This is a genomic window from Nocardioides sp. (genome assembly GCF_047606145.1).
In the GTDB taxonomy this organism is placed as follows: domain Bacteria; phylum Actinomycetota; class Actinomycetes; order Propionibacteriales; family Nocardioidaceae; genus Nocardioides.
The window spans coordinates 69025-91789 of the sequence record NZ_JASGET010000019.1 but is presented as its reverse complement, the minus strand read 5'-3'; the positions used below and the strand labels follow the sequence as shown (position 1 = coordinate 91789).

Below are 22765 nucleotides of genomic sequence, written 5' to 3'. Positions count from 1 at the left end.
CACCGCTCAACCCCTACCCGGCTCCGCCGGGTGCTGCCGCGCGGGCGGCTGGGTCCATTCTCGGACTAGGCCGGAGTGACGAGTTCGGCGCCTGTGACGAGCTCCGCATAGGACATTAAGAGGCCAAAGCCGACGTCCGCGGTGATGGAGGTGTTCGCGAGCATATGCATCCGGTACGTCTCCTCGAGGGAGTAGAGGTTCCTCGCAGCTGTCACAACCTCGCTCCGCATATCGAACTCGCCGGAGCTGATACCGCGCTCGAGAAGCACCTGGTAGCGCGAGACCTCCTTATGAAACAGCGACTCTGCGACGGCCCGGAACGCTGGAACGATGCTCACCCCTGAGACCGGCTCGTTGAGCAGGCGCGCCTCCGGAACTGCAGTGGTGAATCCGGCTCGCGCGTGTTCCATGAGTTGCACTGACGATGACGCCGACCTCGAATCGTCCAGCTTCCGGTGGTCGAACCAGATCTGGGTCGCCCTGGAGTAAACGGCGAGACGCAGCTCGGCGAGAGACTCGTAGTAGTACAGGACCGCTCCGTCAGTGATGCCCAGATCTGCTGCGACATCCTTGATCCGGAGCTGGAACAAGCCCCGACGAAGAGCTGAGCGGGTAGCTGCCTCGATGATCCGCTGCCGGCGCTCACCCTGATCACGTGTCCGCGCCACATCGATCCTTTCGGTTGCCCCGACCCTACTGCTGGCGGTGCTGGCGCGCTGAGCCAGCGTAAATTCTGAATTATACTCAAAGAACTGCTTGCTCTCCGATGGTGCCATGACTAGTGTCATCGCCCAAGAGATCGCGGTGCGATCTGAGTCTGACTCAGAACAGTGGTGCCGAATGACGACCGAAAGAACACAAGATGCATCGCTACAGTCGCGAGACGGACTCAGGCGTGGGCACCTCCACGCCGGGCACATTGCCTTCTTCGTCATCGCCGCTGTCGCACCGCTAGCAGGCCTCGCCGGCGCAGGTCCGGTCGTCTTCGCAAGCAACGGTGCCGCTGCCCCGGCCACCTTCCTGCTGGCGGCTGCCCTGTTTGCTGTCTTCAGCGTCGGTTACGTGGCGATGAGCCGTCATACCACCAACGCTGGCGGCTTCGTTGCCTACATTGCTCGAGGCCTAGGCGCGAGAGTGGCCACAGCGATGGCCTACGTCACGATAGTGGCGTACTTCGCGATCCAGATCGGGATGTGGGCCCAGTTCGGCGTCTTCATGCAGAACCTCGCGCTCACGCGATTGCATCTCGATCTACCGAGCGCGCTGTGGACACTGGCGTCTTTGTCGCTGGCAACGCTGATCGTCGCCCGCGGTGTGGACTTGAGCATCCGTGTCGCAGGCACACTGCTTGCCCTTGAGGTCGGTTGTCTACTGCTCTTCGACGTCCTAGTGGGAGCGCACGGTGGTGCCGTCCACGCGCTGTCGCCGACCTTCGCCCCAGCGGCTGTCTTCGGTCCCGGCCTCGGCGTTGCCTTCTTGTTCTCTGTCAACGTGTTCTTCGGCTTCGAAGCGACGGTCGTTTTCTCCGAAGAGGCGCGAGACCCTCGGCGGAGCGTCCCGCGCGCGATCGTGATAGCGATCTGTGTGATCGCCACGTTGTATGCGGTCTCGGCCTTCGCGGTCTCGGTCGCTGTCGGTACCGATACTGTGCAAGCAGCGGCGGCGACCGATCCTGCTGGATTCATGATCCAAGCGATGTCCGGGCAAGTCGGCGGCTGGTTCGGGGATGTCGTCGAGATTCTCATCGTGTCGAGCTATCTCGCATCGCTGCTGAGCTTCCACAACATGTTCGCACGCCTGCTCTTCTCGCTGGGCCGGGCGGGTGTCCTGCCGCGCTACCTCGGCGTGATCTCCGGGAGTCAGGGCGTTCCGCGCCGTGCTGCCGTGACGCTGGCGGTCGTCGTCGGCTCGCTCTTCGTTGCCTTCACCGTGGCCGGAGCCGACCCGATCCTGGTGACCTTCACCTGGCTTCTCGCCCTCGCCACCGTCGGACTGCTTCTGATGCTCGCGACAGTGTCGATCGCCATCGTGGTCTTCTTCTGGCGATCCCCGTGCGGCGAGAACGCGATTGCTACGCGAGTCTTTCCATCCCTCGCCTGCGTTGGTTTCCTCACCGTCGTCCTTTTGAGCATCGACAACTACGGAACCCTCCTTGGTGGCCAAGGGGGGGCAGCGCGATTGCTTCTCATCCTGCTGCCCGTCGCCGCGCTCGCAGGTGTCTGGGTGGCGAACAAGACGTCGATCAGGCCTGACTTCACGGCTGATCTGACCTGACCTGCACACGTGACACGAGATCCGTGCCCAACATGAAGATGGGATGTTCCTATGTACGACGGCGTGACGCTGATCGGCCTGCCCTATCAGTTCGGACGGCGCGGGGGAGGCACTGGATATCAGATGGCCTGTGGCCCGGAGGTCCTGATGGCTTCCGATGCTGTGCCCTCGCGGGTCGGAGACTGGTGCGAGGACGTTGAGCGAGTGTGGCTCGACGACCTAGACGAGCCGGAGGACCCGCCGCAGCAGGGTCGGCCGACCTGGCCCGCGGGCGATCAGATGACGCGCCAGCTGGCACAGAACAACGGGCTTGCCCGGGCCGTGCGAGAGGCGACCTCTCGTGGGCGCCTGCCGGTGATTTCGGCAGGCGGATGCAACAGCTCGCTGGGGGTTGTCGCTGGTCTGTCGGATCCGCTGATGAGCATGTTCTGGTTCGACGCCCACGCTGACGCGCAGACGCCCGATACCACCACTGAGGGACTGTTCGAGGGCATGCCAGTCTCGACTATCGCAGGTCAATGCTGGCCGCACTATCGCGAGCAGGTCGAAGGCTTCCGTGTCATCCCGGAGTCGCGGATCGCGTCGGTGGGCATGCACGACACCCGTTTCATTCAGCCATGGGACAAGCAGCGACAGGGCCTGGGGACCCTGGTGGATCCACAAGCGATCGCGGAGCTTGGCTTCGAAGGCGCGATGTCGGTGGCCGTCGAGGCTCTGAGCCGTCAGACGAGCGTCACCTACGTTCACATCGACACCGATGTTATCGACCCAGAGCACATGCGCGGTCACCATCACACGGCCCCGGGCGGCCCGACGCCGGACCAGATCATCTGGGCTGTGGAGCGCATCGCTGCCGATATGAGAATCGCGGCAGTCAACTTCACGTGCTACGACCCGACCGTGGATGAGCGGGCACGCACGGTTCTTCCGCCTCTTGTGAGCGAGGTTGCTCGCGTCGCGATGGGCAGCAAGCGCGCATGACGGGAGGAGTAACGGCTGACGATGTTCCGGGCGGTTTCGCATCCACGCCCGGGATCGGTGGCGCTCGCCGAGCCGAGCGCCACCAAGAGGGGGGCGCTATCGCTGCGGCGCTTGGCGCTGCGCATACCGAATCCGAGCTCGGAGCGTTCATCGCGATCGCCGAATCGCCCGCATCGGTGCGATACGAGCGGAGCGGAGGGCCGCTACAGGGTGTACCTGTGGCGGTGAAGGACAACATCGACACCCGCGACTTCGCCACCACGGGAGGCACGCGAGCACTGGAGTTCTCACGCCCACACCGCGATCACCCGGCCGTCGCACGTCTGCGGTCGGTAGGGGCTGGCGTCATCGGCAAGACGAACCTGCACGAACTCGCCCTGGGAATCACAAGCAACAACGCGGCGTACGGGCCAGTTCGCAATCCACATGATCTCAGTCGCTCCGCGGGTGGCTCCTCAGGAGGATCTGCTGCGGCCGTCGCCGCAGGCATCGTCCCCATTGCTCTCGGCACCGACACCGGCGGCTCTATGCGTATTCCTGCCGCACACTGCGGTGTGGTGGGCTTCCGACCCACGACCGGGCGTTGGGGCTTGGGCGGCGTCGTCCCGATCTCGCACACGCGCGACACTGTTGGTGTCTTCGCCACGAGTGTGCACGACGTAGACGTCGTCGACCGCCTCGTTACTCGCCGAGGGTTCGACGGCCCAGAGGCTCGGACCATGATCCGCCTGGGCGTACCGAGGCAGGGGTTTTTCGACGACCTTGATCCTGCTGTTAAACGAGGCATCGGACAGGCCCTGGATCTCCTTGATGCCGCTGGCTGCGAACTGCTGGAGGTCGAGGTGCGCGGGGCCCACGAATTGGACGAGCGGTGCGGGTTCCCGATCGTGTTCTACGAACTCGTCCGGGACCTCAGTGCCTACCTCGCGTCGCTCCCTGGACCCGAATGCAACCTGTCGTTCAACGAGGTCCTCAGGCATGTGGCGTCGCCCGACGTACATGCTGCGATGCAGCATGCCGTTGCGGACCCGGTGCCGGAGTCGCTGTACGTCGAGGCCTGTGCGACACGCGACATTCTGCGACAGTCCTACGCGAGCGCTTTGGGAGTAGACACGCGGCACCAGCTCGATGCGTTGGTCTTTCCCACCACGCCGTTGCTGGCGCCACTACTAGGTGACGATGACACGACGCCACACAACGGGCGCGACGTTCCTGTCTTCACGACGTCAATGCGCAACACAGGCCCCGGTTCCACTGCAGGCATGCCCTCCGTTTCTGTGCCAGTGCCCTCGGAGGGGTCGCTTCCGATAGGCCTTTGCGTCGAGGGGTGGTCCGGCGACGATCTTTCAGTACTCCGTGTCGCAGCCCGTGTCGAGGAAGTCTTCCGGGAGCAGTGACGCGGACTCTGCATCGGGTTCGGCGGTTCGGGCGGTTCGCTCGGTGAAGGCGGCCTCTGCCGGACTCCACTGAGTTCACCTCGACCGGTTCAGCAACAAGTGGACTTCTGAAGATGTCGGTCCGGTGTACAAGTCTAGAACAGGTGCACCCAATCTGAGCTTGACCGCCCACGCCGCCGCTGGGGGCCGCGACAACAGGTCAGCTCGACGCCCAGGTGCGCTGAGTCGCTTTGTTGAATGCCGCCTGCAGGTTGGTCGTTGCCTTGCGGATCGCGATCGGCGCCGTGGTCTTCGCCGGCGATGCAAGGCGATGGCCTTGACGACGGTGGCCGCCCGCTCGGCGGATGGAGTTTCGAGGGCATCGTGGTGCCGTCCGACTGCCTGCGATAGAAGCGAGGCTCCGACGGCATTGAAGTAGGGCCACGACTGCTGCGATCGATTAGCTAACCAGGTCAGCCATGGCCTCGGCACTGTCACCTCGGTTCTGGCGGGCGGCGCCGACCGCCACTCCTACGATGAAGACGATGAAGGGCAGCAGCACGAGGACCCAGCCGGTCGCCGAAAGCGCGAACGCGTTCATCGACTCCTCGGCGCTCGCCACCGTGCCTGCCAGGAGCCCGAAGCGCGCGACGATCAGGTAGGCCGCCGAGGCGAGACCGAGGATGGCGACGATCGGAGCGATGAGCGTGTTCCACACCCGGGTGTCCTCGTGCGTACGCCGGAAGTAGACGATCACCGCCAGGGAGACCAGCACCTCGACCAGCACGATCGAGAGCACCGCCGTACCGCTGAACCAGTAGAACAGGTTGAGGACGGGGTCCTTGCCGGTGGCGGCGAAGTACACGATGACGAGGAACGTGATCACCGAGGTCGTCACCGCTCCGATGATCGGCGCGGCCCGGTGGTTCACGCGGTCGAGGGCACGCGGGAGGACGCGGGCGCGTCCCATGGAGAAGAAGTAGCGCGACGCGCTGTTCTGGAAGGCCAGCAGGCCGGCGAACAGGCTGGAGAGGACCAGCCAGCTCATCAGCACCGAGAGCCAGTGACCGACGTACTCGTCGGCGACGGAGAAGAGTACGGCGGCGGGGTCGGCCAGCGGGGTGCCGTCGAGGCTGGAGACCTCGGCGACCCGATCGACGACGTGGTCGCTGCCGATGCCGCTGACCACCGCCCAGGACGTGGTGGCGAAGAGGAGCGCGATGACGCACACGGCCGTGTACGTCGCGATAGGGACGCTGCGCTTGGGGTTCTTCGTCTCCTCGGCGTAGATCGCGGTCGCCTCGAAGCCGATGTAGGACGCGAACGCGAAGGCGAGCGCGATGCCTGCGGAGCCCCCGAAGCCGCCGGCGAAGATCTTCGACGGTGAGAAGGAGTCCCAGAAGCCAAGTCCGTCCGGCCCGCCGCCCTGGAAGAGGACGACGACCGCGACGAGACCGAGCGAGCACACCTCGACCAGCATCAGGACGCCGAGCACCTTGGCACCGATGTCGACCTGGAGGATCGACAGGAGCAGGACGATCGCCCACGCGATGAGCGCCCAGGCCCACCACGACAGGTCGAGGCCGACGTCGCTCGCGAACAGGCTCGCGGCGGTCGCGCCGAAGAATCCGAAGATGGAGAGCTGGATCGCGAGGTAGGCGAGCAACGAGACGAAGGCCGATCCGACCCCCGGCACGATGCCGAGCCCGCGTCCGACGAAGGCGAAAAAGGCTCCGGTGTTGCTGACCCTGCTGCTCAGCGAGGAGTAGCCGACGCTGAAGACCAGGAGGACCAGGCCGGCGGCCAGATACGCGCCGGGTGCGGCGGCGCCGTTGCCCAGCACGATGGCGACGGGGACCGCACCGGTCATGCCCACCAGCGGTGCAGCCGCGGCGACGACGAAGAAGACGACTCCCGCGATCCCGAGCCGGTTGGCGGAAAGGCTCTCGTCGGGGGGAAGGCTGTGCGGCGCTGTCGGCGTCCCCTGCTCTGCAGTCATGAGTGTCCCTCATTCCGTGTGACGTGGATTACGGAAAGATATTCGGACCCAAACGACTTGTCGAGACTTTTGGGTGTGAACGTTTGGTTCCAGACGAGTTGCCGCATCTGTTCAGGAGTGGGTGCCGTCCGCCCTTGACGAGAGGTGGGCCACAAATTACGTTTGGGGCCAAACGATCCCACGATTCTCCACTCTCGAGGGTGGACGCCGTGACGAAGGAGCCTCATGGACAAGCACATCGCCGACGTCGACGGCGTGGCCGTCGACACCCGGCACTGGATCGGGGGCCAGCGGGTCGCGTCGGCCACCACCTTCGCCGACATCTCGCCCATCGACGAGGCCGAGACCGCTCAGGTCGCGGCCGGCGGGCAGGCCGAGGTCGACGCGGCGGTGGCTGCCGCGCGCCGGGCATTCCCCGCGTGGGCCGCTCTGCCGGTCGCCGAGCGGTCAGCGATCCTGCGCCGCGTCGCCGACGGCATCGAGGCCCGCATCGAGGACCTCTCCCTGGTCGAGACCCGTGACAACGGCTCCCTGATCCGCAGCCACCGGCGCGGCGTGATGCCGCGGGTGGCGATGAACTTCCGTGCCTTCGCCGACTTCGCCGAGAAGAAGCTGGGTCACCCCGACATGGAGGTCCCCGGCCGGGGGCACCGGCAGCGGATCAGCTACGACCCGGCCGGTGTCGTCGCGATCATCACGCCGTGGAACGCGCCGCTGATGCTCGCGACCTGGCGCATCGGTCCTGCCCTGGCGGCGGGGAACACCGTCGTGGTGAAGCCGCCGGAGTGGGCGCCGCTCACCGCGAGCCTGTTGGCCGACATCATGGCCGAGGCCGGCGTGCCGGCCGGTGTGTTCAACGTCGTGCAGGGCACCGGCGCCGAGGCCGGCGCCCCGTTGACCGCCCACCCGGGGATCAACCGTCTCGCCTTCACCGGGTCGGTGCCGACCGCGGGCGTCATCTCCAAGGCGGCTGCCGAGAACATCGTCCCGCTCTCCTACGAGCTCGGCGGCAAGTCGCCGCTGGTCGTGCTCGAGGATGCCGATCTCGACCTCGCCGTCGAGATCGCAGTCGAGCAGTTCGACAACGCCGGCCAGGTCTGTCTCAAGGCGGCCCGGATGCTCGTGCACTCCTCCCTGGTCGAGGAGTTCACCCGGCGGGTCGTCGAGGGCGCGTCGAAGCTCCAGCAGGGCGACCCCCGTGAGGAGGGGACCGACGTCTCCGCCCTGATCTCGCGGCGTCACTTCGACCAGATCAGTGGCTTCGTCGAGCGTGCGATCGACGGCGGCGCCCGGCCGCTGCTCGGCGGAAGCCCGAACGAGGAGCTCGGCGGCCTCTACTTCCGGCCGACCATCCTGGTCGACGCCAAGCCCGACGCGGAGATCACGACCGAGGAGGTCTTCGGGCCGGTGGTCACGATCGAGGCCTTCGACACCGACGACGAGGCCGTCCGCCGCGCCAACGACACCCGCTTCGGGCTCGCCGCGACCCTCGTCACGGGCGACCCTGAGCGCGCCGAGCGGGTCTCCGCCCAGCTGGACGCGGGCACCGTCTGGGTCAACTGCTTCTTCGTGCGCGACCTCGAGGCGCCCTTCGGGGGCAACGGCCGCTCGGGGATCGGGCGCGAGGGCGGGATCTGGTCCTTCGACTTCTACACCGACATCAAGAACAGCGTCTTCAGTCCCCAGGGCTGGGCCGACAGCAAGGAGGCGTAAGCCATGGGTGAAGTGGTGGGCGCCGGTCTCCTGGCGCACGTTCCGACGATCATGCTCTCCGAGGAGATCCGGCGCGAGCTCAACAACGGCGAGGACAGCACGCTGGTCTCGGGGCTGCACGAGCTGCGCGCCGACGTCTTCGACACCCTCGACTACGACACGGTCGTCCTCCTGGACTCCCACTGGGCGACCACGGTGGAGTTCGTCGTCACCGCGCAGGACCGTCGCAGCGGGCTCTTCACCTCCGAGGAGCTGCCGCGTGGCATGCAGCGACGCCCCTACGACTTCCCCGGCGACCCCGAGCTCGCCCACGCGATCGCGAGCAAGGCGGAGGAGAACTCGACCTGGATCACAGCGATCGACGACCACGAGCTCCCGATCTTCTACGCCACCACCAACCTGTGGGAGTACCTCGGTCAGGGCCTGCCCGACAAGCGCTGGGTCTCCATCGGCGTGTGCCAGACCGCCGACGCGGAGGACTGCTTCCGCCTCGGCCGCGCCCTCGGCCAGGCGATCGCCGAGTCGGATCGCAAGGTGCTCGTGATCGCATCCGGTGCGCTCTCGCACACCTTCTGGCCGCTGCGGAAGCTGCGCGACCACGAGGCGGCGGGTCACGAGCACATCTACAGCCCGGAGGCCCTGGCCGCCGATCTCGAGCGCATCGAGTGGTTCAAGGCGGGCGACCACCGCCGCGTCCTCGACACGATGCCCGAGTTCTACGCGCACAAGCCCGAGGCGAAGTTCATGCACTACCTGATGATGATCGGCGCGCTCGGCGAGGAGCTCTGCACGGCTCCGGCCCGCCAGTTCGGCGCGTACGAGAACTCCGTCGGCACCGGTCAGGTCCACCTCTGGTTCGACCGCCCGGCCGACGGCTTCCCCGCGCCGAAGACGACCCCGCTCGACCTGGAGTTCGCCCGGCAGACGGGCGCGGCCGGTGCCGACATCCCCGCTGCCGGCTGACCCGGCGCACCATCCCAGCAGAACCCAGCAGAACCCAGACGAGAGAGACATCATGACCCTGCGTGAGACCCGCCGCATCCTGCTGGACGGCAACGCCGTCGACGTCGTCCGCGACGGTGAGAGCATGATCGCCGGCGACGGCCGCGTCGTCGCGATCGTCGATGCCGTCCACCTGCCACCGGTGACGCCGCAGAAGATCATCTGCGTCCACCTCAACTACTCCAGCCGCGTGGCGGAGTTCGGCACCTCGCTCCCGCCGGCGCCGACGTACTTCCACAAGCCCGTCACCGCGCTCAACAGCCACGACGCCGCGGTGGTCCGCCCCGAGGGCTGCAACTGGCTCAACTACGAGGGCGAGATCGCGATCGTGATCGGGAGGACGGCGCGCAACATCTCCCCCGAGGAGGCGGGTGAGTACATCCGCGGCTACACCGTCGCGAACGACTACGGACTGCACGACTTCCGCGACACCGACTCCGGCTCGATGCTGCGGGTCAAGGGTGCCGACACGCTCTGCCCGGTCGGTCCCGGCGTGATCGAGGGCTGGGACTTCCGCGGCAAGCAGATCCGCACGCTGGTCAACGGCGAGGTGAAGCAGGACGGCAACACCGACGAGATGGAGTGGGACATGCACTACCTCGTCGCCGACATCGCCCGCACCATCACGCTGCATCCCGGCGATCTCCTCCTCTCCGGTACGCCGGCGACCTCCCGCACCGTCTATCCCGGTGACGTCGTCGAGGTCGAGGTCGAGGGCCTGGGCACCCTGCGCAACCACATCGTCACCGGCCCGACGCCGATCCGCACCGACGTCGGCGCGCAGCCGACCGAGTCCGAGGAGGTCCTCTCCACCGCGAAGGGTGGCGACTGGGAGCTCCGCGGCATCCGCAAGCCGGCCCCGGCCGCCCACTGAGCTCGAAGGAAGGCGAACGACGATGACCACCCAGACCGACCCGGTCGCCTCGACGGACTGGGAGGCCCGCGCAGCCGAGCTCGAGCTTCCCGGCGGTGTGTTCGTCGGTGGTGAGTTCCGCGAGGCCGCGGCCACCAGGACCATCGTGACCCCCCGCGACGGATCGGCCCTCGGGGAGCTCGCCTGGGCGGGCGCCGAGGACGCCGACCGAGCGGTCGCCGAGGCCCATCGAGCCTTCGACCACGGGCCGTGGCCCCGGCTGCACCCGCGCGAGCGAGGCGAGGTCCTCCAGGCCTTCGCCGCGCTCGTCGACGAGCACCGCGACGAGCTGGCGCTGCTCGTGAGCCTCGAGATGGGCAAGCCCATCCGCGTCGCCCACGAGATCGAGCTGCGCGCCCTGATCCGGACGCTGCGCTACTACGGCGAGCTCGCCGACAAGGAGCACGGCGAGATCGCGCCGACCGTCGCCGGCGAGATCGCACTCGTGACCCGCGAGCCGGCGGGGGTCGTGGCCGCGGTCGTGCCGTGGAACTTCCCGCTGACGCTGGCGGGGTGGAAGATCGGGCCGGCCCTGGCGGCGGGGTGCACCGTCGTCCTGAAGACCGCCGAGCAGTCGCCCCTCTCGATGCAGCGGGTCGCCCAGCTCGGCGTCGAGGCGGGTCTGCCCCCTGGCGTGCTCAATGTCGTCAGCGGGGACGGCGTCGTGGTCGGCCGGACGCTGGGAGAGCATCCCGACGTCGACATCTTGACCTTCACCGGCTCCACCGCCGTCGGCCGGCACTTCCTGCGCTACAGCGCCGACAGCAACCTCAAGCGGGTCTACCTCGAGCTCGGCGGGAAGTCGCCGAACATCATCCTCCCGGACGCCCCCGACCTGGATGCCGCCGCCGACACCGCCGCGTGGGCGATCTTCTTCAACAATGGCGAGATGTGCACCACCGGCTCTCGCCTCGTGGTCCACCGCGACGTCGCCGAGCAGGTCGTCGACCGGATCGTGGCCACCTCGGAGCAGTGGGCGCCCGGCGACCCGCTCGACCCCGCCACCCGGATGGGCCCGATCGTGGACGAGCGCTCGCTGGGCCGCATCCTCGGCCAGCTCGAGGAGGGTGTTCGCGGTGGTGGCCAGATCCGCGCCGGCGGCCAGCGTGCCCGCCAGGGCAGCGGCGGCCCCTATCTCGAGCCGACGGTCGTCACCGGGTTCGGCCACGACAACCTCCTCGTCCGCGAGGAGCTCTTCGCACCCGTCCTCTCGGTGCTCGAGGTCGCCGACGAGGCCGAGGCCGTCAAAGTGGCCGGCGACACGCCGTACGGCCTGGCGGCGGCGGTGTGGACCTCGGATCTCGGCACCGCGCACCGCGTGGCTCGCGAGCTGCGCGCCGGAACGGTGTGGGTGAACTGCTACGAGGAGGGCGACCTCAGCGTCCCCTTCGGCGGGGTGAAGCTCTCCGGCTTCGGGCGGGACAAGTCCCGTCACGCGCTGGCGGAGTACTCCGATCTCAAGACCACCTGGATCAACTATGGCTGAGGTCGATCCCGGCGCGCACGAGCGTCCGCCGGCCCGTCCGCGGATCCTCATCCCGGCGCGCTTCTCCGCGAGCGCCTCGGCTCTTCGCTACGGCGCCGAGGTGACGGCTCGCAACCTCGCCGCGGCGGTCTTCGCCGCCGGGGGCGAACCCCTTGTCCTGCACCCGCACGCGCCCGCGGGCCGGGTCAGCGACGACGAGGTGGCTCAGCGGCTGGCGATCGCCGACGGTGTCCTCCTGCCCGGCGGCGGCGACCTGGGCGCGCACTGGTCGGGTCAGGACGCGCACGCGTCTCTCTACGATGTCGACGACGAGCAGGACGCCTTCGATCTCGCCGTGGCCCGGGTCAGCCTCGCGGCGGGTACGCCGCTTCTCGCCGTCTGCCGCGGGCTCCAGGTCGTGAACGCCGTGCGCGGCGGGACGGTCGTCCAGGACATGGAGGAGACCTACGGCGAGCGGACCAACCACCGGCACCACGTCCACGCGGTCGCGGTCGCGTCGGACACGGCCCTCTCGCGGATCGTCGGCGACAAGATCGAGTCGTCCTGCTTCCACCATCAGTGCCTGGACCGGCTGGGTGAGGGCATGCAGGTGGTCGCCCGGTCCGACGAGGGATACGTCGAGGCTGTCGAGATCCCTGCGGGACCCGGGTGGTTCCTCGGTGTCCAGTGGCATCCGGAGGACACCTGGATGCGGGACGAGCAGCAGTTCGCGGTCTTCGCCGCCCTCGTTGAGGCCGCCCGGAACTGAGCCTCAGAGATGCTCGGACGTCTCCACCAGGGCACGGAGCGCCTCGGTCATCGTGGTGAGGTCGGCTGCCTCGACGCCGCCGACGACGGCTGACTCGGTCTTGTTGAACTCCGGGTACACCTCGTCCATCAGACTCAGCCCGGCCGGTGTCAGTGCCAGGTTGACCAGGCGCCGGTCGACCTCGCTCGGAATGCGCTCGATGAGCCCGCGGGAGGCCAACGTCTTCGCGACGCCGGTCAAGGTGCCCTTGCTGATGCCGACCGACTCGGCGATGTCCCGGGTCTCCATCGAGTCCCAGATCCACAGGGTCCACAGGACCAGGAAGCCGGTCCAGGTGAGGTCGTGCGGGCGCAGGACGGTGTTCGTCAGGTGCGCCCGCACGGCGTTGGCCGCACGGTAGAGGCTCAGCAGCGCGTGGGACGCGGCGAAGTCCAGCGGAAGGTGCTGGACCCGCTCGCGGGTGGCCCTCTCGGCCTCGTTGAGGGTGTGGCGGTCAGGCATGAGCGAACTCTAGGGTGTGGCTCTCACGTCGACCGAAGCGCGTCCGAGGCGGCGCGGCGCCGGCACCCGTCAGAGGCCCGCCTCGGAGAGGTGGGCGAGAGTCGTCCCGCCGTCCCACTCCACGCCGACTTGGCGGAAGTAGCCGCCGATGACCTCGTCCACGCTCAGGCTGGCCAGCTCCTCGGACGGCGATTCGAAGAGCCGCAGGTCGGCGTCGCCGCTCCATGCCTGCCCGCCGGAGAAGGACTTGGCGCCGGACGAGATGAGCTCGGCGTACGCATCGCCGCGGCCGGCGATGTCCGGGAACACCCGGTGGTGGGCCATCGGATGACCGTTCACGAAGCCGTTTGTGTCCGACTCCTCGCGCAGCGTGACGACCGCTTCGGCCAGGCGCCGGTCCGCCGCAGCGAGCGTGGCGCCGAACACACCGCCCGGAGCGATCTGCGGGGCCGCCTGGGCGAAGGGGTGGGGACGGGTCTGCCACATCGAGCCGAGCTTCTTGGGGTAGCCCTGGTGGAGGCCGCGGCCGATGGCGAAGTCCTTGTCGACCCAGATGAAGACGCAGCGCGAGTAGGTGACGCCCTGGAAGGAGCAGCGCACGACGGCGAAGGTCTCCTTGTACTGCGACAGCACGGGGTCGAGGAGCTCGTGCCGGTCCGTCGAGCAGGACTGCCAGTCGGCCCAGATGAGGGCCACCGCGCCCGGATCCTCGGGCGCGAGCTCGAGCGGAGCCGGGAGGAGTGCCTTCACCTTCGCAGGATCCGTGCGGTACTCGACCGTCAGCAGGTCACCTGAGTAGAACCACGGCGGGGACGGGATCAGCGACGATGCCCCGCTCTGGGTGCGGGGGTAGAGGAAGCCGTTCGTGTGCGTCATGCGTACTCCTGACATTCGTTTGGGTCCGTACGCTACGCGTTATCCAGATCACAGGGAAGTCTTGCCATCGCCGGTGGCCGGGATTACTGTTCGGATCCAAACGATTCGGAAAGGCTTCATCGTGGCTCACTTCGACACCTCCGGCCTCGCCCCGGCGCAACAGCGGCTCGAGGCCGACGACATCGACGTCGTCCGTCTCGGGTACGCCGACCTGATCGGTGTCGATCGGGGGCGTGACGTGCTGGTCAACCACCTCGCTCGCACGATGGGCGGCGGCGTCGCGTTCTGCCGCTCGGTCTTCGGCACGACTCCGCGAGGAGGGGTCGTCGACTTCGAGGGGGCCTGTCGGCCGGCCTCCCGGACGTCGTGGCCTTCCCCGATCTCGACACGCTGAAGCCGGTCCCGTGGGAGCCGGGCGTCGCCCACTGCATCGCCGACATCTTCAACCCCGACGGGACTCCCGCGGAGGAGAGCCCGCGTCATGTGCTCCGGCAGGTGTGCCAGCAGTTCGCCGAGCTCGGGCTGACGCCCATCGTCGGACCGGAGCTGGAGTTCTACATCCTCGAGGAGTCGACCGAGTCCTCGTCCGGCTGGCGGCGCTACGGCGAGGGCACCGGCAACGTCTACACCTCGGGCCGCAAGGGAGATCCGGAGAACGTGCTGCTGGAGTCGCTGCGTCTCCTGGGCGACTACGACATCGACGTGATCGCGGCGAACCACGAATTCTCCTCCGGCCAGTTCGAGATCAACCTGTGGCACAGCCACGCGCTCGACGCTGCCGACCGCGCGCACCGCTTCAAGGACGCGGTGAAGGAGCTCGCGCGCCGTCGCGGCAACCTGGCGACGTTCATGCCCAAGCCCTTCAACGACGAGGGCGGCTCCGGCTACCACCTGCACTTCTCACTGGTCGACGCTGAGGGGCGCAACGTCTTCGACGACCCGGAGGCGTCCCACGGCCTCTCCGCGACGGCGCTGCATGCGATCGGCGGCATCATCGCGCACGCTCCCGCCATCGCTGCCGTGAACAACCCGACCGTGAACTCCTACAAGCGCTTCGGCCCGGACACCCTGGCTCCCTGGCTGATCGACTGGGGCCTGGACAACCGCAGCGCCATGATCCGCATCCCCCCGGAGCGGGGCGCCGCCAGCCGGCTCGAGCTGAGGCTCGGCGACGCCAGTGCCAACTCCTACCTCGCCATTGCGGGCATGCTGGCCGGAGCCCTGCTCGGCATCCGGAACCAGATCGAGGCTCCCGCGCCCCTCGAGGGCTACGGCTACGACGAGGCCAAGTCCGACAAGCTGCCGCAGCAGCTCACGCAGGCCCTCGACGCCCTCGAGAGCGACAAGGAGCTCGGTGCGCTGATGGGGGAGACCTTCGTCGATGCGTTCCTCGCGTACAAGCGCGACGAGGTCGAGCGCTTCCGCACGTGGATCACCGACTGGGAGTTCCACGAGTACACGTACCACATCTGAGCCTGCGCGTTCTCGCTCGAGGACGCGACCGAAGTCCCAATGCGGCCGTGAAGGCCATGCGGGCAACCGCAGAGCAACCGTCGTAAGGAGTCGCCGCCATGCCGCGTCACGCACCCGTTCCCCTCGCCGAGGTCGATCTCGCCGACATCGACGGCTTCGATGCCGGACGGGGGTATTCCCAGCTCGACACCCTCCGTGCAGAGGACCCGGTCCACTGGACCGAGGAGTCCGACGGGGCCGGGTTCTGGGCGGTCACGCGCTACCAGGACATCTGGGCCGTCGACCGGGACTCGGAGACCTTCACGTCGGAGAAGTTCGTGAACCTGGAGGACGTCGAGGACGACCTGCGTGACTTCCGGCGTTCGCTGCTCGAGACCGACGGCGTACGGCATCAAGCCCTGCGCCGGCTCATCCAGCGCGAGTTCACGCCGCGGAACCTGATGAAGAACTACGAGGCCTTCCTGCGCGAGCTCACCAAGGCGACGGTCGACCGGGCCTTGGCGGCGGCCGCCGAGAACGACGGCCAGATCGACTTCGTGAAGCTGATCAGCGCCGACTTCCCGATCCAGGTCCTGGCTCGCCTCCTCGACGTCCCCCCGGAGCACACCGGGCAGCTCATCGCCTGGGGCAACGAGATGGTCGCCAACACCGACCCGGACTACGCCAAGGTCCGGCTCGATGACCCCGCCTCGGAGCAGTACCGGCACCTGCCCTTCCGATCGCCCACCGTGCAGGAGGTCTGGGACTACGGCCAGGACCTGAAGGAGAAGCGGACCGGCGGTGAGGGGATCGACCTGGTCTCGATCCTCGCCAACCGGATGCCCGAGGACCAGGTCCCCCTGAGCCAGCAGGACTTCAACAACTACTTCTCGCTGCTGGTCATCGCTGGCAACGAGACCACCCGGCACGCGATCAGCCAGTCGATGCTCGGCCTGATCGAGCAGCCCGAGCAGATGCGGCTGCTCAAGGAGCGGCCCGAGCTCATGACGGGAGCCGTGGAGGAGATGCTGCGCTGGGCCACGCCGGTCTACCACTTCCGCCGGACGGCGACGCGCGACGTCGAGCTCGGCGGCAAGCAGATCAAGGAGGGCGACAAGGTCGTGATGTGGTTCGCGTCGGGCAACCGGGACGAGACCGTCTTCGAGAACCCCTACGCGATCGATGTCACGCGGACCAACGTCGACCACATGACCTTCGGCAAGGGCGGCCCCCATCTGTGCCTGGGCAACGCCCTGGCCCGCCTGGAGATCCGGCTGATGTTCGAGGAGCTGCTCCCGCGGATCGACGACATCCAGGTCGCCGGTGAGGTCAAGCGGATCCGCAGCAACTTCGTGAACGGGATCAAGAAGTTCCCGGTGAAGATCACTCCGGCGAGCTGACCTGTCTCCTCAGCGGACGCAGCCGGGGGGGGCCCCCCCGGGGCCCCCCGGGGGCGGGGGGGCCGGGGGGGCGGGGGGGCCGCCGCGGGGCGCCACCTGGCGGGCCCGCCCGGCTGCGTCTCAGTCCGGGGTCAGGCGTGGCCGACCTCGTCGCTGATCATTCGCTGGAGGATCCGCCTGACGTGGCTGACCGCGGCGTCCGCGGCCACACTGACCTCGGGGCGATTGCCCTCCTCGTCCAGGATCTGCTGCATCTGGCCCAGGACGACGCCCACGCGCTCGTAGTACGCCTCGAAGAGCGGCCGTAGGACGCCTTCGGCAGCGGCGCTCGGGGCGAAGTTCCGGCTCACCCGCCACAGGTGGCGGGTCCGGGTCGCTGACACGGGTGCGAGTGCGTGGCTGAAGACGAACGTCGGATCGGCGGACGGCGCGCCACCGAGGCTGACCACCCAGCGATCGACCCACCAGCCGGGGCTGACGAACTCGCCGCTCTCGACCTGCGTGTAGGTGGCCTCCCCGGGGAGCTGGAGGACCTGGGCGTGATAGGGCGCGAGCGCAGCGGCGGGGAAGTGCCGGACGAACCTGACACTCGTCTCGGCGACCTCCACCTCCATGGGAGGCGTCGGCCCGGCGCTCAGCACGGGCGGCGCGATCTCCTGGTCGAGGTGGGCGACGTGGGTGATGTCGCAGAAGTTGTCGAGGAGCAGGCCGAGCCCGGCCTCGGTCTCCAGCGTCCCGCCGAAGGTCGACCACGCCGGGTCGCGCAGGACGGCGGTGTCGGGAAGCGTGCGCAGGCCGGCCAGGCCGGGCTCGCCGATCCAGACCCAGACCAGGCTGCCGTCGTCCCGCACCGGGAACGCGCGCACCGCGGCGCCGTAGGGCACCTGGCTCTGGCTCGGGACGTCGACGCACCGCCCCGTGGCGTCGTACGCGAAGCCGGTGTAGGTGGACCGCACCAGGTCGCCCTCGACGCGACCGTCGCTCAGGCGGACCGGGCGGTGTGCGCACCGGTCCTCGAGGGCGACCGTGCGTCCCTCGGTGGTGCGATACAGGACGACGGGGATGCCGAGGAGACGCCTGGCCAGGGGCGTCCTCCCGACGTCCTCGGACGCCGCGACGGCGTACCAGGTGTGGTGGGGCAGTGCTGCTCGGCGGACCATCGGGACCTCCCCGCTCAGGCGTCCAGCACGAGCCGCTCGCTGCGGGCTCGGGAGACGCAGACCATCATGCACTCGTTCGACTCGCGCTCCTCCTCGTCCAGGACCGAGTCGCGGTGGTCGACCTCGCCCTCGAGGACGGTGAGCTCGCAGGTGCCGCAGATGCCCTCGAGGCACGAGCCGAGGACGCTGCCGCCGGCGGCGCGGATGGTGTCGAAGACACTGATCCCCGGCTCGACGGTGAGGGTCATGCCCGAGCGCTGGAGGACCACCTCGAAGGAGGTGTCGGCCTCGTCGGCTGTGCGCTCCTTGGCGGAGAACCGCTCGACGTGGAGGGTGTTGGAGGGCCAGGCGGCGCAGCTCTCCTCGACCGCCGCCAGCAGCGGCTCGGGACCGCAGCAGTAGACGAGGGTGCCGGGCGTGGGTGTCCCGAGCAGGGAGGCCAGATCGAGGATGCCGTGCGTGTCCTGCGGCACGAGCCTGACGCGGTCGCCGTACTTCGCGAGCAGGTCCCGGAAGGTCATCGAGTCGTGCGAGCGGCCACCGTAGTGCAGCTCCCATTCCGCACCCGCCGCGTCGGCCTCCTCGATCATGGAAAGCATCGGCGTGATGCCGATGCCTCCGGCGATGAAGAGGTAGCGGCGACTCGAGATCAGCGGGAAGTGATTGCGTGGGCCGCGGATCCGGACCCGCGCGCCGGCATGGAGGTCGTGGACCGCGACGGAGCCGCCCCGGCTGTCCGGCGTCTTGAGTACGGCGACCTGGTAGCTGCTCCGATCGGCGGGCGAGCTGCACAGCGAGTACTGGCGGACCAGGTCCTCGCCGAGGATCAGGTCGACATGGGCGCCAGGCGTCCACGCGGGAAGCGGGCTGCCGTCGGTCGAGGTGAGGGTCAGCAGGATGACGTCGTCGGCCGCGCTCTCGGCATGAGCGACCGAGACCTCGGCCTCGAACTCGGTCATCTGCGGCGGGGTGGGCTGCGGCATCGTCACTCACTTCCGGATTGTCGTTTGTATCCAAACGATAACTCGTGTCGTGCGTCACGTCCATCGCCCGGGCGATCAGGCGGAGATGCGAGCCCCGTCGGTCGGAGCGTCCGCCGTCGCGACGTGGGCGAGGAACCCGTCGACCAGCGCGTGGGCTCGGCTCCGGCTGCGCGCGTCCAGGGCGTGCGTGGCGCTGACGAGCTCGGCCACGTCGTGACCCGCCTCGATCAGGGCAGGCTCGCCGCCGGCTGCGAGCCACCCGATGAGCATCGCGCCGTTCAGCTCGGGATGGAACTGCACGGCGAGATTGCGGCGCAGGGTGAAGGCCTGCGAGGCGTACTCGTTGCGCGCGACCTCGGTCGCGGCCTCCGGCGTGGTCCAGCGATCGAAGTGCCACTGGAACCACGGGCCGGCGGGAACGAGATGGTCGGCGTCGCTCTCGATCTCCGACCATCCGATCTCAGGTCGCGGGGCGCGCGCGACCGAACCGCCGTGGGCGGTGGCGAGCAACTGCCCGCCGAAACAGATGCCGAGCACCGGGACGCCGGCGTCATCGGCTGCGCGCAGTTGGTCCAGCTCCGCGGGGACCCAGGCTCCGACGGTCGCCTCGTCGTACGTCGACCACGGCGCCCCCATGGTGACGACGAGGTCGACGTCGGCGAACGACGGAAAGACGGAGGCGACCCACGGCGTGTGGTGGTTCTCCTCCGAGACGACGTTGTGAGTCTCGAGCGCGTAGCCGTGATGCTCGAGCCGCTCGCCGATCGCACCGATGGGAGACACGTGGTCGTGGGTAATCACCAGGGCTCGCATGGCCAAACGGTACAAGATGGTTTGCATCCAAACAATCAACTGGGCCGGGCGTTCGCCGTTCCCTCGATACCTGTCCACGATCCTCGCGTAGCGTCATCTGCCGTCGCCTCAGCGCGCGACCTCGTGGTGCGCCCGCTCCTGCTGATGACGGCCGACCTCCGGCCGCGGGCCCTGCTGGACCTGGCCGTGGACGTGGTCGGGCTCTCCTATGGCGGCGATATGGTGGAGCGCACCAACGCCCAGGTCTCCAGGCGCTCGCCGCCGCCGGCCGGGGGGCCGAGGTTCGGCTTCGAGGCGGAGCTGGTCGCGAAGAGCGACCTGCTGGCGTGAGACTCGGAGCGCTTCCCGAGGCGAATCCCAGCTCTGGGAAGCACCTCGGATCCTCTCCGCCGGCGGTCGACTACAGCTGCCTGCTTCCAGCGGACCCTAGGTCGAGTCGCGGGGGCACGATCTCGCTCAATGTCTCGCGACACACCCGGATCTGCGGAGCGGCGGCGATCACCGTTCGGGTCGAGGTGAACACCTCCCGCCGAGGGTCGCCGGGGAGGTCGATCCAGCGTACGTTCGGCTGACGGCGCACGATCATCAGCTCGGGCACGATCGCAACGGCGGTGCCCGCTTCGACCAGCGCGAGGTGACCCTCGAGGTCGTCGGTCTCGAATCGAACATCGGGCTCGAATCCGACGCCTCGGCACAGATGATCGGCCCAGACGCGGGAGCCTGCGGGGCGGGGCTCCATCACCCAGGGAACGTCTCCAGCGTCTGCCAGCGTCGTGATCGCGCGCCATGTGTCGCCGGTGGGGGACGGCCAGTCGCAGACGGTCGGTGGTCAGCGGAACCCGGTCCAGCCCCGGATGCAGGGCGGCGGGGTGGTGGGGGGTACTGCTGGGCGATCACCAGGTCGAGAACGCTGGTGCGGGCACCGAAGAGTGCCTCTTCGGGCAGGCGCTGGGACATTGTGACCTTCAGCCGGGGGTAGTCACGTGCCAAGCGCGTCAGCAGTTGGGGCATGAACGCTAGCGCGGCCGACTGGAATGCCGCGAGATGGACGGCACCCGAGACGTTGTCGGTGAGGGACGCCACGGCGGCCTCGGCCTCTTCGAGGTGGGCCAGGACGAGCTGGGTGTGCTCGACCAGGATCTGGGCGGCCGGGGTGAGCTCGACCCGCCGACCGGACTTGCGCAGCAACTCTGCGCCGACGTCGCGCTCCAGTTGGGTGAGTTGCTGCGACACCGATGAGGGACTCTGGTGGAGCAGCTCGGCCACGGCGGCGAGCGTTCCGTGAGCGGAGAGTTCGGCCAGGAGGCGGAGCCGGCGGACGTCGAGCACGTCGATGAGATCCGTTCAGTTGGTTGATCGGTGCTGGGTAGTTAAACATCGCATTAGTTGACCGGTCGACCCCCGCGGAGGATCCGATCAACGGAAACGGTCGCATCAGCGCGGCGAGCCACCGGGGCTGGGGGCGCGGGCCACCACCGCAAAGGCCGGGTGCAAAGCCGTCATTCAAGCGCAATCCCTGGGAGTCGTGTCCGAGTGGTGTGCGCCCCACAAGGGGACCCTGCCTGTCATCGTGCCGCTCAGGCAGGCCGCGCAAGTTGATGTTCGATAAGCGGAAACTCTGCCTTCCCTTCTCCATCGAACCTGATTGAGTGCGTGCTCGTCCGGAGGGGCCTGGCCTCGGACGGAGACGGCGCGTGACGGCGCAGGGCGACTCGTCACAGACCATGCAGGTGAGCAGAAGGGGCGGTGATGGTGGAAACGCCCGTCGGTGCATCCTTGCTGCCGCTGCTGGGCATGGTGCTGCTCATCGACGGGATCATCGAGGGCGGCGACACTGGAGACTGGACGGAGCCGCGCGTGTGGCCCGTGGCGCTGGCCGGAGCGGTCGTGCTGGCCAGGTTAGTCCTGTGGGAGCGGCGCACTCACGCGCCGCTGCTGCCCGTCGAGTGGTTCCGGTCACGCGATTTCTCCAGCTCCATCACCGTCATGACGCTCACCTTCTTCGCCATGCTCGGCGCCATCTTCACCATCGCGTTCTACCTGCTCGGCCTTCGACGGCTCGAGGTGCTCACCACCGGGCTGCTCTTGCTCCCTCTTGCGGTCGCCCAACTCGCGTTCTCCGCCCAGACCCCCAGGCTCGCCACCCGCTTCGGTGCTCGCATCACCGGCGCGTACGGGATGCTCGCTCTCGCCGCGGCTCTGCTGCTGTTCAGCACCTTCGACGCCGACAGCCCCTCTGGAGGGTCGAAGCCGCCCTGTTCCTCATCGGCGTCGGCGTCGCGTTCATCATGCCCTCCGCAAGCGCGGCCGTCATGGCCTCCGTCCCCAGGGAACGCGCCGGTTGCGCCTCCGCCACCAGCAACTCCTTCCGGCAGCTCGGCGGTGCGCTCGGAACAGCCGTGCTCGGCGGGGTGCTCTCCGGCGTCTACCGCACGCAGATCACCAGTCAGCTCGCGGCCCTTCCCGCAGGACTGCGCGACACCGCCGCCGCCTCCATTCAGGAGACGCAAGCCGTTCTCGGTGACCTCGGGTCGCGGATCCCCGACTCCGCCGCGCTCACTGCGGCTTCCGACGGTGCTTTCGAAATCGGCTTTCACACCTCGTCGTTCCTTGGCGCCGGGGTCGCGCTCGTCGGTGCCGTCGTCGCCGCACTCACCTTGACTCTCCGCGGGCCGCTCGACGGGAGCCGTGCAATCGGCGGGAGCGGGCGGGGCGTCCGTGACAGTGACAGCAGCGGATGCCGACAGCTTTCAGGCGCGTTGCACGAGCCCGATCACTATGCCGTCGGGCCCGACAATCGCAGCGACACGGTTTCCCTCTCCCACCTCGCGCGCTTCGTCGACGAGAACGGCTCCGTGATCGATCGCCCGCTGGATGGCGGCTTCGAGACCGAGTACACGGATGTGCGCGACCGCTCCGCCGGAGGCACCCGGTCTCGCCGGGCTGAGCCATCCCGCACCGGCATTGAGCGTTTCGCAGGTCGTTTAGGAGACGATGTTTCGTGACGATGGACATGTCGGATCTGTAACACCTTTGTGAATCTCGGCCGATCGCTTGGATCTCTGGGCGAGGATCGCGACCTGGGGTT

The 22765-nt window shown here is 68.2% G+C and carries 22 protein-coding genes; 13 read left to right on the top strand and 9 right to left on the bottom strand.

What is annotated here, in order from left to right; all coding sequences use genetic code 11:
* Positions 1 to 65 precede the first annotated feature (65 nt).
* Positions 66 to 776: a TetR/AcrR family transcriptional regulator gene (locus QM638_RS02800; protein WP_415140414.1), complete on the bottom strand. Its 711-nt coding sequence runs from the start codon at positions 774 to 776 to the stop codon at positions 66 to 68.
* On the opposite strand from QM638_RS02800, the gene QM638_RS02795 reads away from it, so the two are divergent.
* From QM638_RS02795 to QM638_RS02785, 3 genes are read left to right on the top strand one after another with little or no spacing between them, the layout of a single operon-like run.
* On the top strand, positions 775 to 2274 hold the full coding sequence (locus tag QM638_RS02795) for an APC family permease (RefSeq protein WP_415140413.1): 1500 nt from the start codon (positions 775 to 777) through the stop codon (positions 2272 to 2274). The two genes, QM638_RS02800 and QM638_RS02795, sit on opposite strands and share 2 nt — an antisense overlap.
* Positions 2275 to 2325: 51 nt before the next feature.
* Positions 2326 to 3255 (top strand): arginase family protein, encoded by a 930-nt coding sequence (locus tag QM638_RS02790; protein ID WP_415140412.1) that lies wholly within the window; start codon positions 2326 to 2328, stop codon positions 3253 to 3255.
* Positions 3252 to 4652 (top strand): amidase family protein, encoded by a 1401-nt coding sequence (locus QM638_RS02785; protein ID WP_415140411.1) that lies wholly within the window; start codon positions 3252 to 3254, stop codon positions 4650 to 4652. Before QM638_RS02790 ends, QM638_RS02785 begins: the two co-directional genes overlap by 4 nt.
* Before the next feature lie 439 nt (positions 4653 to 5091).
* Here QM638_RS02785 and QM638_RS02780 read toward each other — a convergent pair whose 3' ends face one another.
* Positions 5092 to 6630, bottom strand: coding sequence for an APC family permease (locus QM638_RS02780; RefSeq protein WP_415140410.1), 1539 nt, complete (start codon positions 6628 to 6630; stop codon positions 5092 to 5094).
* A gap of 225 nt (positions 6631 to 6855) precedes the next feature.
* On the opposite strand from QM638_RS02780, the gene QM638_RS02775 reads away from it, so the two are divergent.
* Genes QM638_RS02775 through QM638_RS02755 form a run of 5 tightly spaced genes read left to right on the top strand, consistent with a single transcriptional unit; the run spans position 6856 to position 12492 of the window.
* Complete coding sequence (locus tag QM638_RS02775) at positions 6856 to 8343, top strand: aldehyde dehydrogenase family protein (RefSeq protein WP_415140409.1); 1488 nt, start codon at positions 6856 to 6858, stop codon at positions 8341 to 8343.
* A gap of 3 nt (positions 8344 to 8346) precedes the next feature.
* Positions 8347 to 9306, top strand: coding sequence for a catechol 1,2-dioxygenase (locus QM638_RS02770; RefSeq protein ID WP_415140408.1), 960 nt, complete (start codon positions 8347 to 8349; stop codon positions 9304 to 9306).
* Between the two features lie 52 nt (positions 9307 to 9358).
* Entirely contained in the window at positions 9359 to 10219 is an 861-nt protein-coding gene (locus tag QM638_RS02765; RefSeq protein ID WP_415140407.1) for a fumarylacetoacetate hydrolase family protein, read from the top strand.
* Positions 10220 to 10241: 22 nt separating this feature from the next.
* Positions 10242 to 11744, top strand: a complete 1503-nt coding sequence (locus tag QM638_RS02760) for an aldehyde dehydrogenase family protein (protein ID WP_415140406.1) — start codon at positions 10242 to 10244, stop codon at positions 11742 to 11744.
* Complete coding sequence (locus tag QM638_RS02755) at positions 11737 to 12492, top strand: gamma-glutamyl-gamma-aminobutyrate hydrolase family protein (RefSeq protein ID WP_415140405.1); 756 nt, start codon at positions 11737 to 11739, stop codon at positions 12490 to 12492. Before QM638_RS02760 ends, QM638_RS02755 begins: the two co-directional genes overlap by 8 nt.
* A gap of 3 nt (positions 12493 to 12495) precedes the next feature.
* Here the strand turns inward: QM638_RS02755 and QM638_RS02750 are convergent, their stop codons facing one another.
* Both QM638_RS02750 and QM638_RS02745 read right to left on the bottom strand, forming a co-directional pair.
* A complete protein-coding gene (locus tag QM638_RS02750; protein WP_415140404.1) occupies positions 12496 to 12993 on the bottom strand; it encodes a MarR family winged helix-turn-helix transcriptional regulator in 498 nt (165 codons plus the stop codon).
* A 69-nt stretch (positions 12994 to 13062) separates the two neighbouring features.
* Entirely contained in the window at positions 13063 to 13869 is an 807-nt protein-coding gene (locus QM638_RS02745) for an acetoacetate decarboxylase family protein (RefSeq protein ID WP_415140403.1), read from the bottom strand.
* 121 nt (positions 13870 to 13990) lie between these two features.
* On the opposite strand from QM638_RS02745, the gene QM638_RS02740 reads away from it, so the two are divergent.
* The 3 genes from QM638_RS02740 to QM638_RS02730 all read left to right on the top strand — a co-directional run bounded on the left by QM638_RS02740 (position 13991) and on the right by QM638_RS02730 (position 16721).
* Positions 13991 to 14263 carry a hypothetical protein gene (locus QM638_RS02740; RefSeq protein WP_415140402.1) on the top strand — a complete coding sequence of 91 codons (273 nt, stop codon included), beginning with the start codon at positions 13991 to 13993 and terminating at the stop codon, positions 14261 to 14263.
* A complete protein-coding gene (locus QM638_RS02735) occupies positions 14236 to 15342 on the top strand; it encodes a glutamine synthetase family protein (RefSeq protein ID WP_415140401.1) in 1107 nt (368 codons plus the stop codon). Before QM638_RS02740 ends, QM638_RS02735 begins: the two co-directional genes overlap by 28 nt.
* A gap of 98 nt (positions 15343 to 15440) precedes the next feature.
* Entirely contained in the window at positions 15441 to 16721 is a 1281-nt protein-coding gene (locus QM638_RS02730; RefSeq protein ID WP_415140400.1) for a cytochrome P450, read from the top strand.
* A 131-nt stretch (positions 16722 to 16852) separates the two neighbouring features.
* On the opposite strand, the gene QM638_RS02725 is transcribed toward QM638_RS02730, so the two are convergent.
* The 3 genes from QM638_RS02725 to QM638_RS02715 form a co-directional block, all read right to left on the bottom strand.
* Complete coding sequence (locus QM638_RS02725) at positions 16853 to 17881, bottom strand: Rieske 2Fe-2S domain-containing protein (protein WP_415140399.1); 1029 nt, start codon at positions 17879 to 17881, stop codon at positions 16853 to 16855.
* 14 nt (positions 17882 to 17895) lie between these two features.
* The gene (locus tag QM638_RS02720; protein ID WP_415140398.1) at positions 17896 to 18840 is read right to left on the bottom strand and encodes a PDR/VanB family oxidoreductase; all 945 of its coding nucleotides are present in this window, start codon (positions 18838 to 18840) and stop codon (positions 17896 to 17898) included.
* A gap of 99 nt (positions 18841 to 18939) precedes the next feature.
* Positions 18940 to 19677, bottom strand: coding sequence for a type 1 glutamine amidotransferase (locus tag QM638_RS02715; protein WP_415140397.1), 738 nt, complete (start codon positions 19675 to 19677; stop codon positions 18940 to 18942).
* Positions 19678 to 19821: 144 nt separating this feature from the next.
* Here QM638_RS02715 and QM638_RS02710 point away from each other — a divergent pair, with 144 nt between their 5' ends.
* The gene (locus QM638_RS02710; protein ID WP_415140396.1) at positions 19822 to 20007 is read left to right on the top strand and encodes a hypothetical protein; all 186 of its coding nucleotides are present in this window, start codon (positions 19822 to 19824) and stop codon (positions 20005 to 20007) included.
* A 70-nt stretch (positions 20008 to 20077) separates the two neighbouring features.
* Here QM638_RS02710 and QM638_RS02705 read toward each other — a convergent pair whose 3' ends face one another.
* The gene (locus QM638_RS02705; RefSeq protein WP_415140503.1) at positions 20078 to 20416 is read right to left on the bottom strand and encodes a LysR substrate-binding domain-containing protein; all 339 of its coding nucleotides are present in this window, start codon (positions 20414 to 20416) and stop codon (positions 20078 to 20080) included.
* Complete coding sequence (locus QM638_RS02700; RefSeq protein WP_415140395.1) at positions 20416 to 21006, bottom strand: LysR family transcriptional regulator; 591 nt, start codon at positions 21004 to 21006, stop codon at positions 20416 to 20418. Before QM638_RS02700 ends, QM638_RS02705 begins: the two co-directional genes overlap by 1 nt.
* A gap of 983 nt (positions 21007 to 21989) precedes the next feature.
* Between QM638_RS02700 and QM638_RS02695 the strand changes: the two genes are divergently transcribed.
* Positions 21990 to 22682, top strand: a complete 693-nt coding sequence (locus QM638_RS02695; RefSeq protein ID WP_415140394.1) for a hypothetical protein — start codon at positions 21990 to 21992, stop codon at positions 22680 to 22682.
* Positions 22683 to 22765: the final 83 nt, after the last annotated feature.

Coding starts and splice junctions, on each gene's coding strand:
- QM638_RS02795 (WP_415140413.1), top strand. CDS start 775: ATGACTAGTGTCATCGCCCAAGAGATCGCGGTGCGATCTGAGTCTGAC.
- QM638_RS02800 (WP_415140414.1), bottom strand. CDS start 776: ATGGCACCATCGGAGAGCAAGCAGTTCTTTGAGTATAATTCAGAATTT.
- QM638_RS02790 (WP_415140412.1), top strand. CDS start 2,326: ATGTACGACGGCGTGACGCTGATCGGCCTGCCCTATCAGTTCGGACGG.
- QM638_RS02785 (WP_415140411.1), top strand. CDS start 3,252: ATGACGGGAGGAGTAACGGCTGACGATGTTCCGGGCGGTTTCGCATCC.
- QM638_RS02780 (WP_415140410.1), bottom strand. CDS start 6,630: ATGACTGCAGAGCAGGGGACGCCGACAGCGCCGCACAGCCTTCCCCCC.
- QM638_RS02775 (WP_415140409.1), top strand. CDS start 6,856: ATGGACAAGCACATCGCCGACGTCGACGGCGTGGCCGTCGACACCCGG.
- QM638_RS02770 (WP_415140408.1), top strand. CDS start 8,347: ATGGGTGAAGTGGTGGGCGCCGGTCTCCTGGCGCACGTTCCGACGATC.
- QM638_RS02765 (WP_415140407.1), top strand. CDS start 9,359: ATGACCCTGCGTGAGACCCGCCGCATCCTGCTGGACGGCAACGCCGTC.
- QM638_RS02760 (WP_415140406.1), top strand. CDS start 10,242: ATGACCACCCAGACCGACCCGGTCGCCTCGACGGACTGGGAGGCCCGC.
- QM638_RS02755 (WP_415140405.1), top strand. CDS start 11,737: ATGGCTGAGGTCGATCCCGGCGCGCACGAGCGTCCGCCGGCCCGTCCG.
- QM638_RS02750 (WP_415140404.1), bottom strand. CDS start 12,993: ATGCCTGACCGCCACACCCTCAACGAGGCCGAGAGGGCCACCCGCGAG.
- QM638_RS02745 (WP_415140403.1), bottom strand. CDS start 13,869: ATGACGCACACGAACGGCTTCCTCTACCCCCGCACCCAGAGCGGGGCA.
- QM638_RS02730 (WP_415140400.1), top strand. CDS start 15,441: ATGCCGCGTCACGCACCCGTTCCCCTCGCCGAGGTCGATCTCGCCGAC.
- QM638_RS02725 (WP_415140399.1), bottom strand. CDS start 17,881: ATGGTCCGCCGAGCAGCACTGCCCCACCACACCTGGTACGCCGTCGCG.
- QM638_RS02720 (WP_415140398.1), bottom strand. CDS start 18,840: ATGACCGAGTTCGAGGCCGAGGTCTCGGTCGCTCATGCCGAGAGCGCG.
- QM638_RS02715 (WP_415140397.1), bottom strand. CDS start 19,677: ATGCGAGCCCTGGTGATTACCCACGACCACGTGTCTCCCATCGGTGCG.
- QM638_RS02710 (WP_415140396.1), top strand. CDS start 19,822: ATGACGGCCGACCTCCGGCCGCGGGCCCTGCTGGACCTGGCCGTGGAC.
- QM638_RS02705 (WP_415140503.1), bottom strand. CDS start 20,416: ATGGAGCCCCGCCCCGCAGGCTCCCGCGTCTGGGCCGATCATCTGTGC.
- QM638_RS02695 (WP_415140394.1), top strand. CDS start 21,990: ATGGCCTCCGTCCCCAGGGAACGCGCCGGTTGCGCCTCCGCCACCAGC.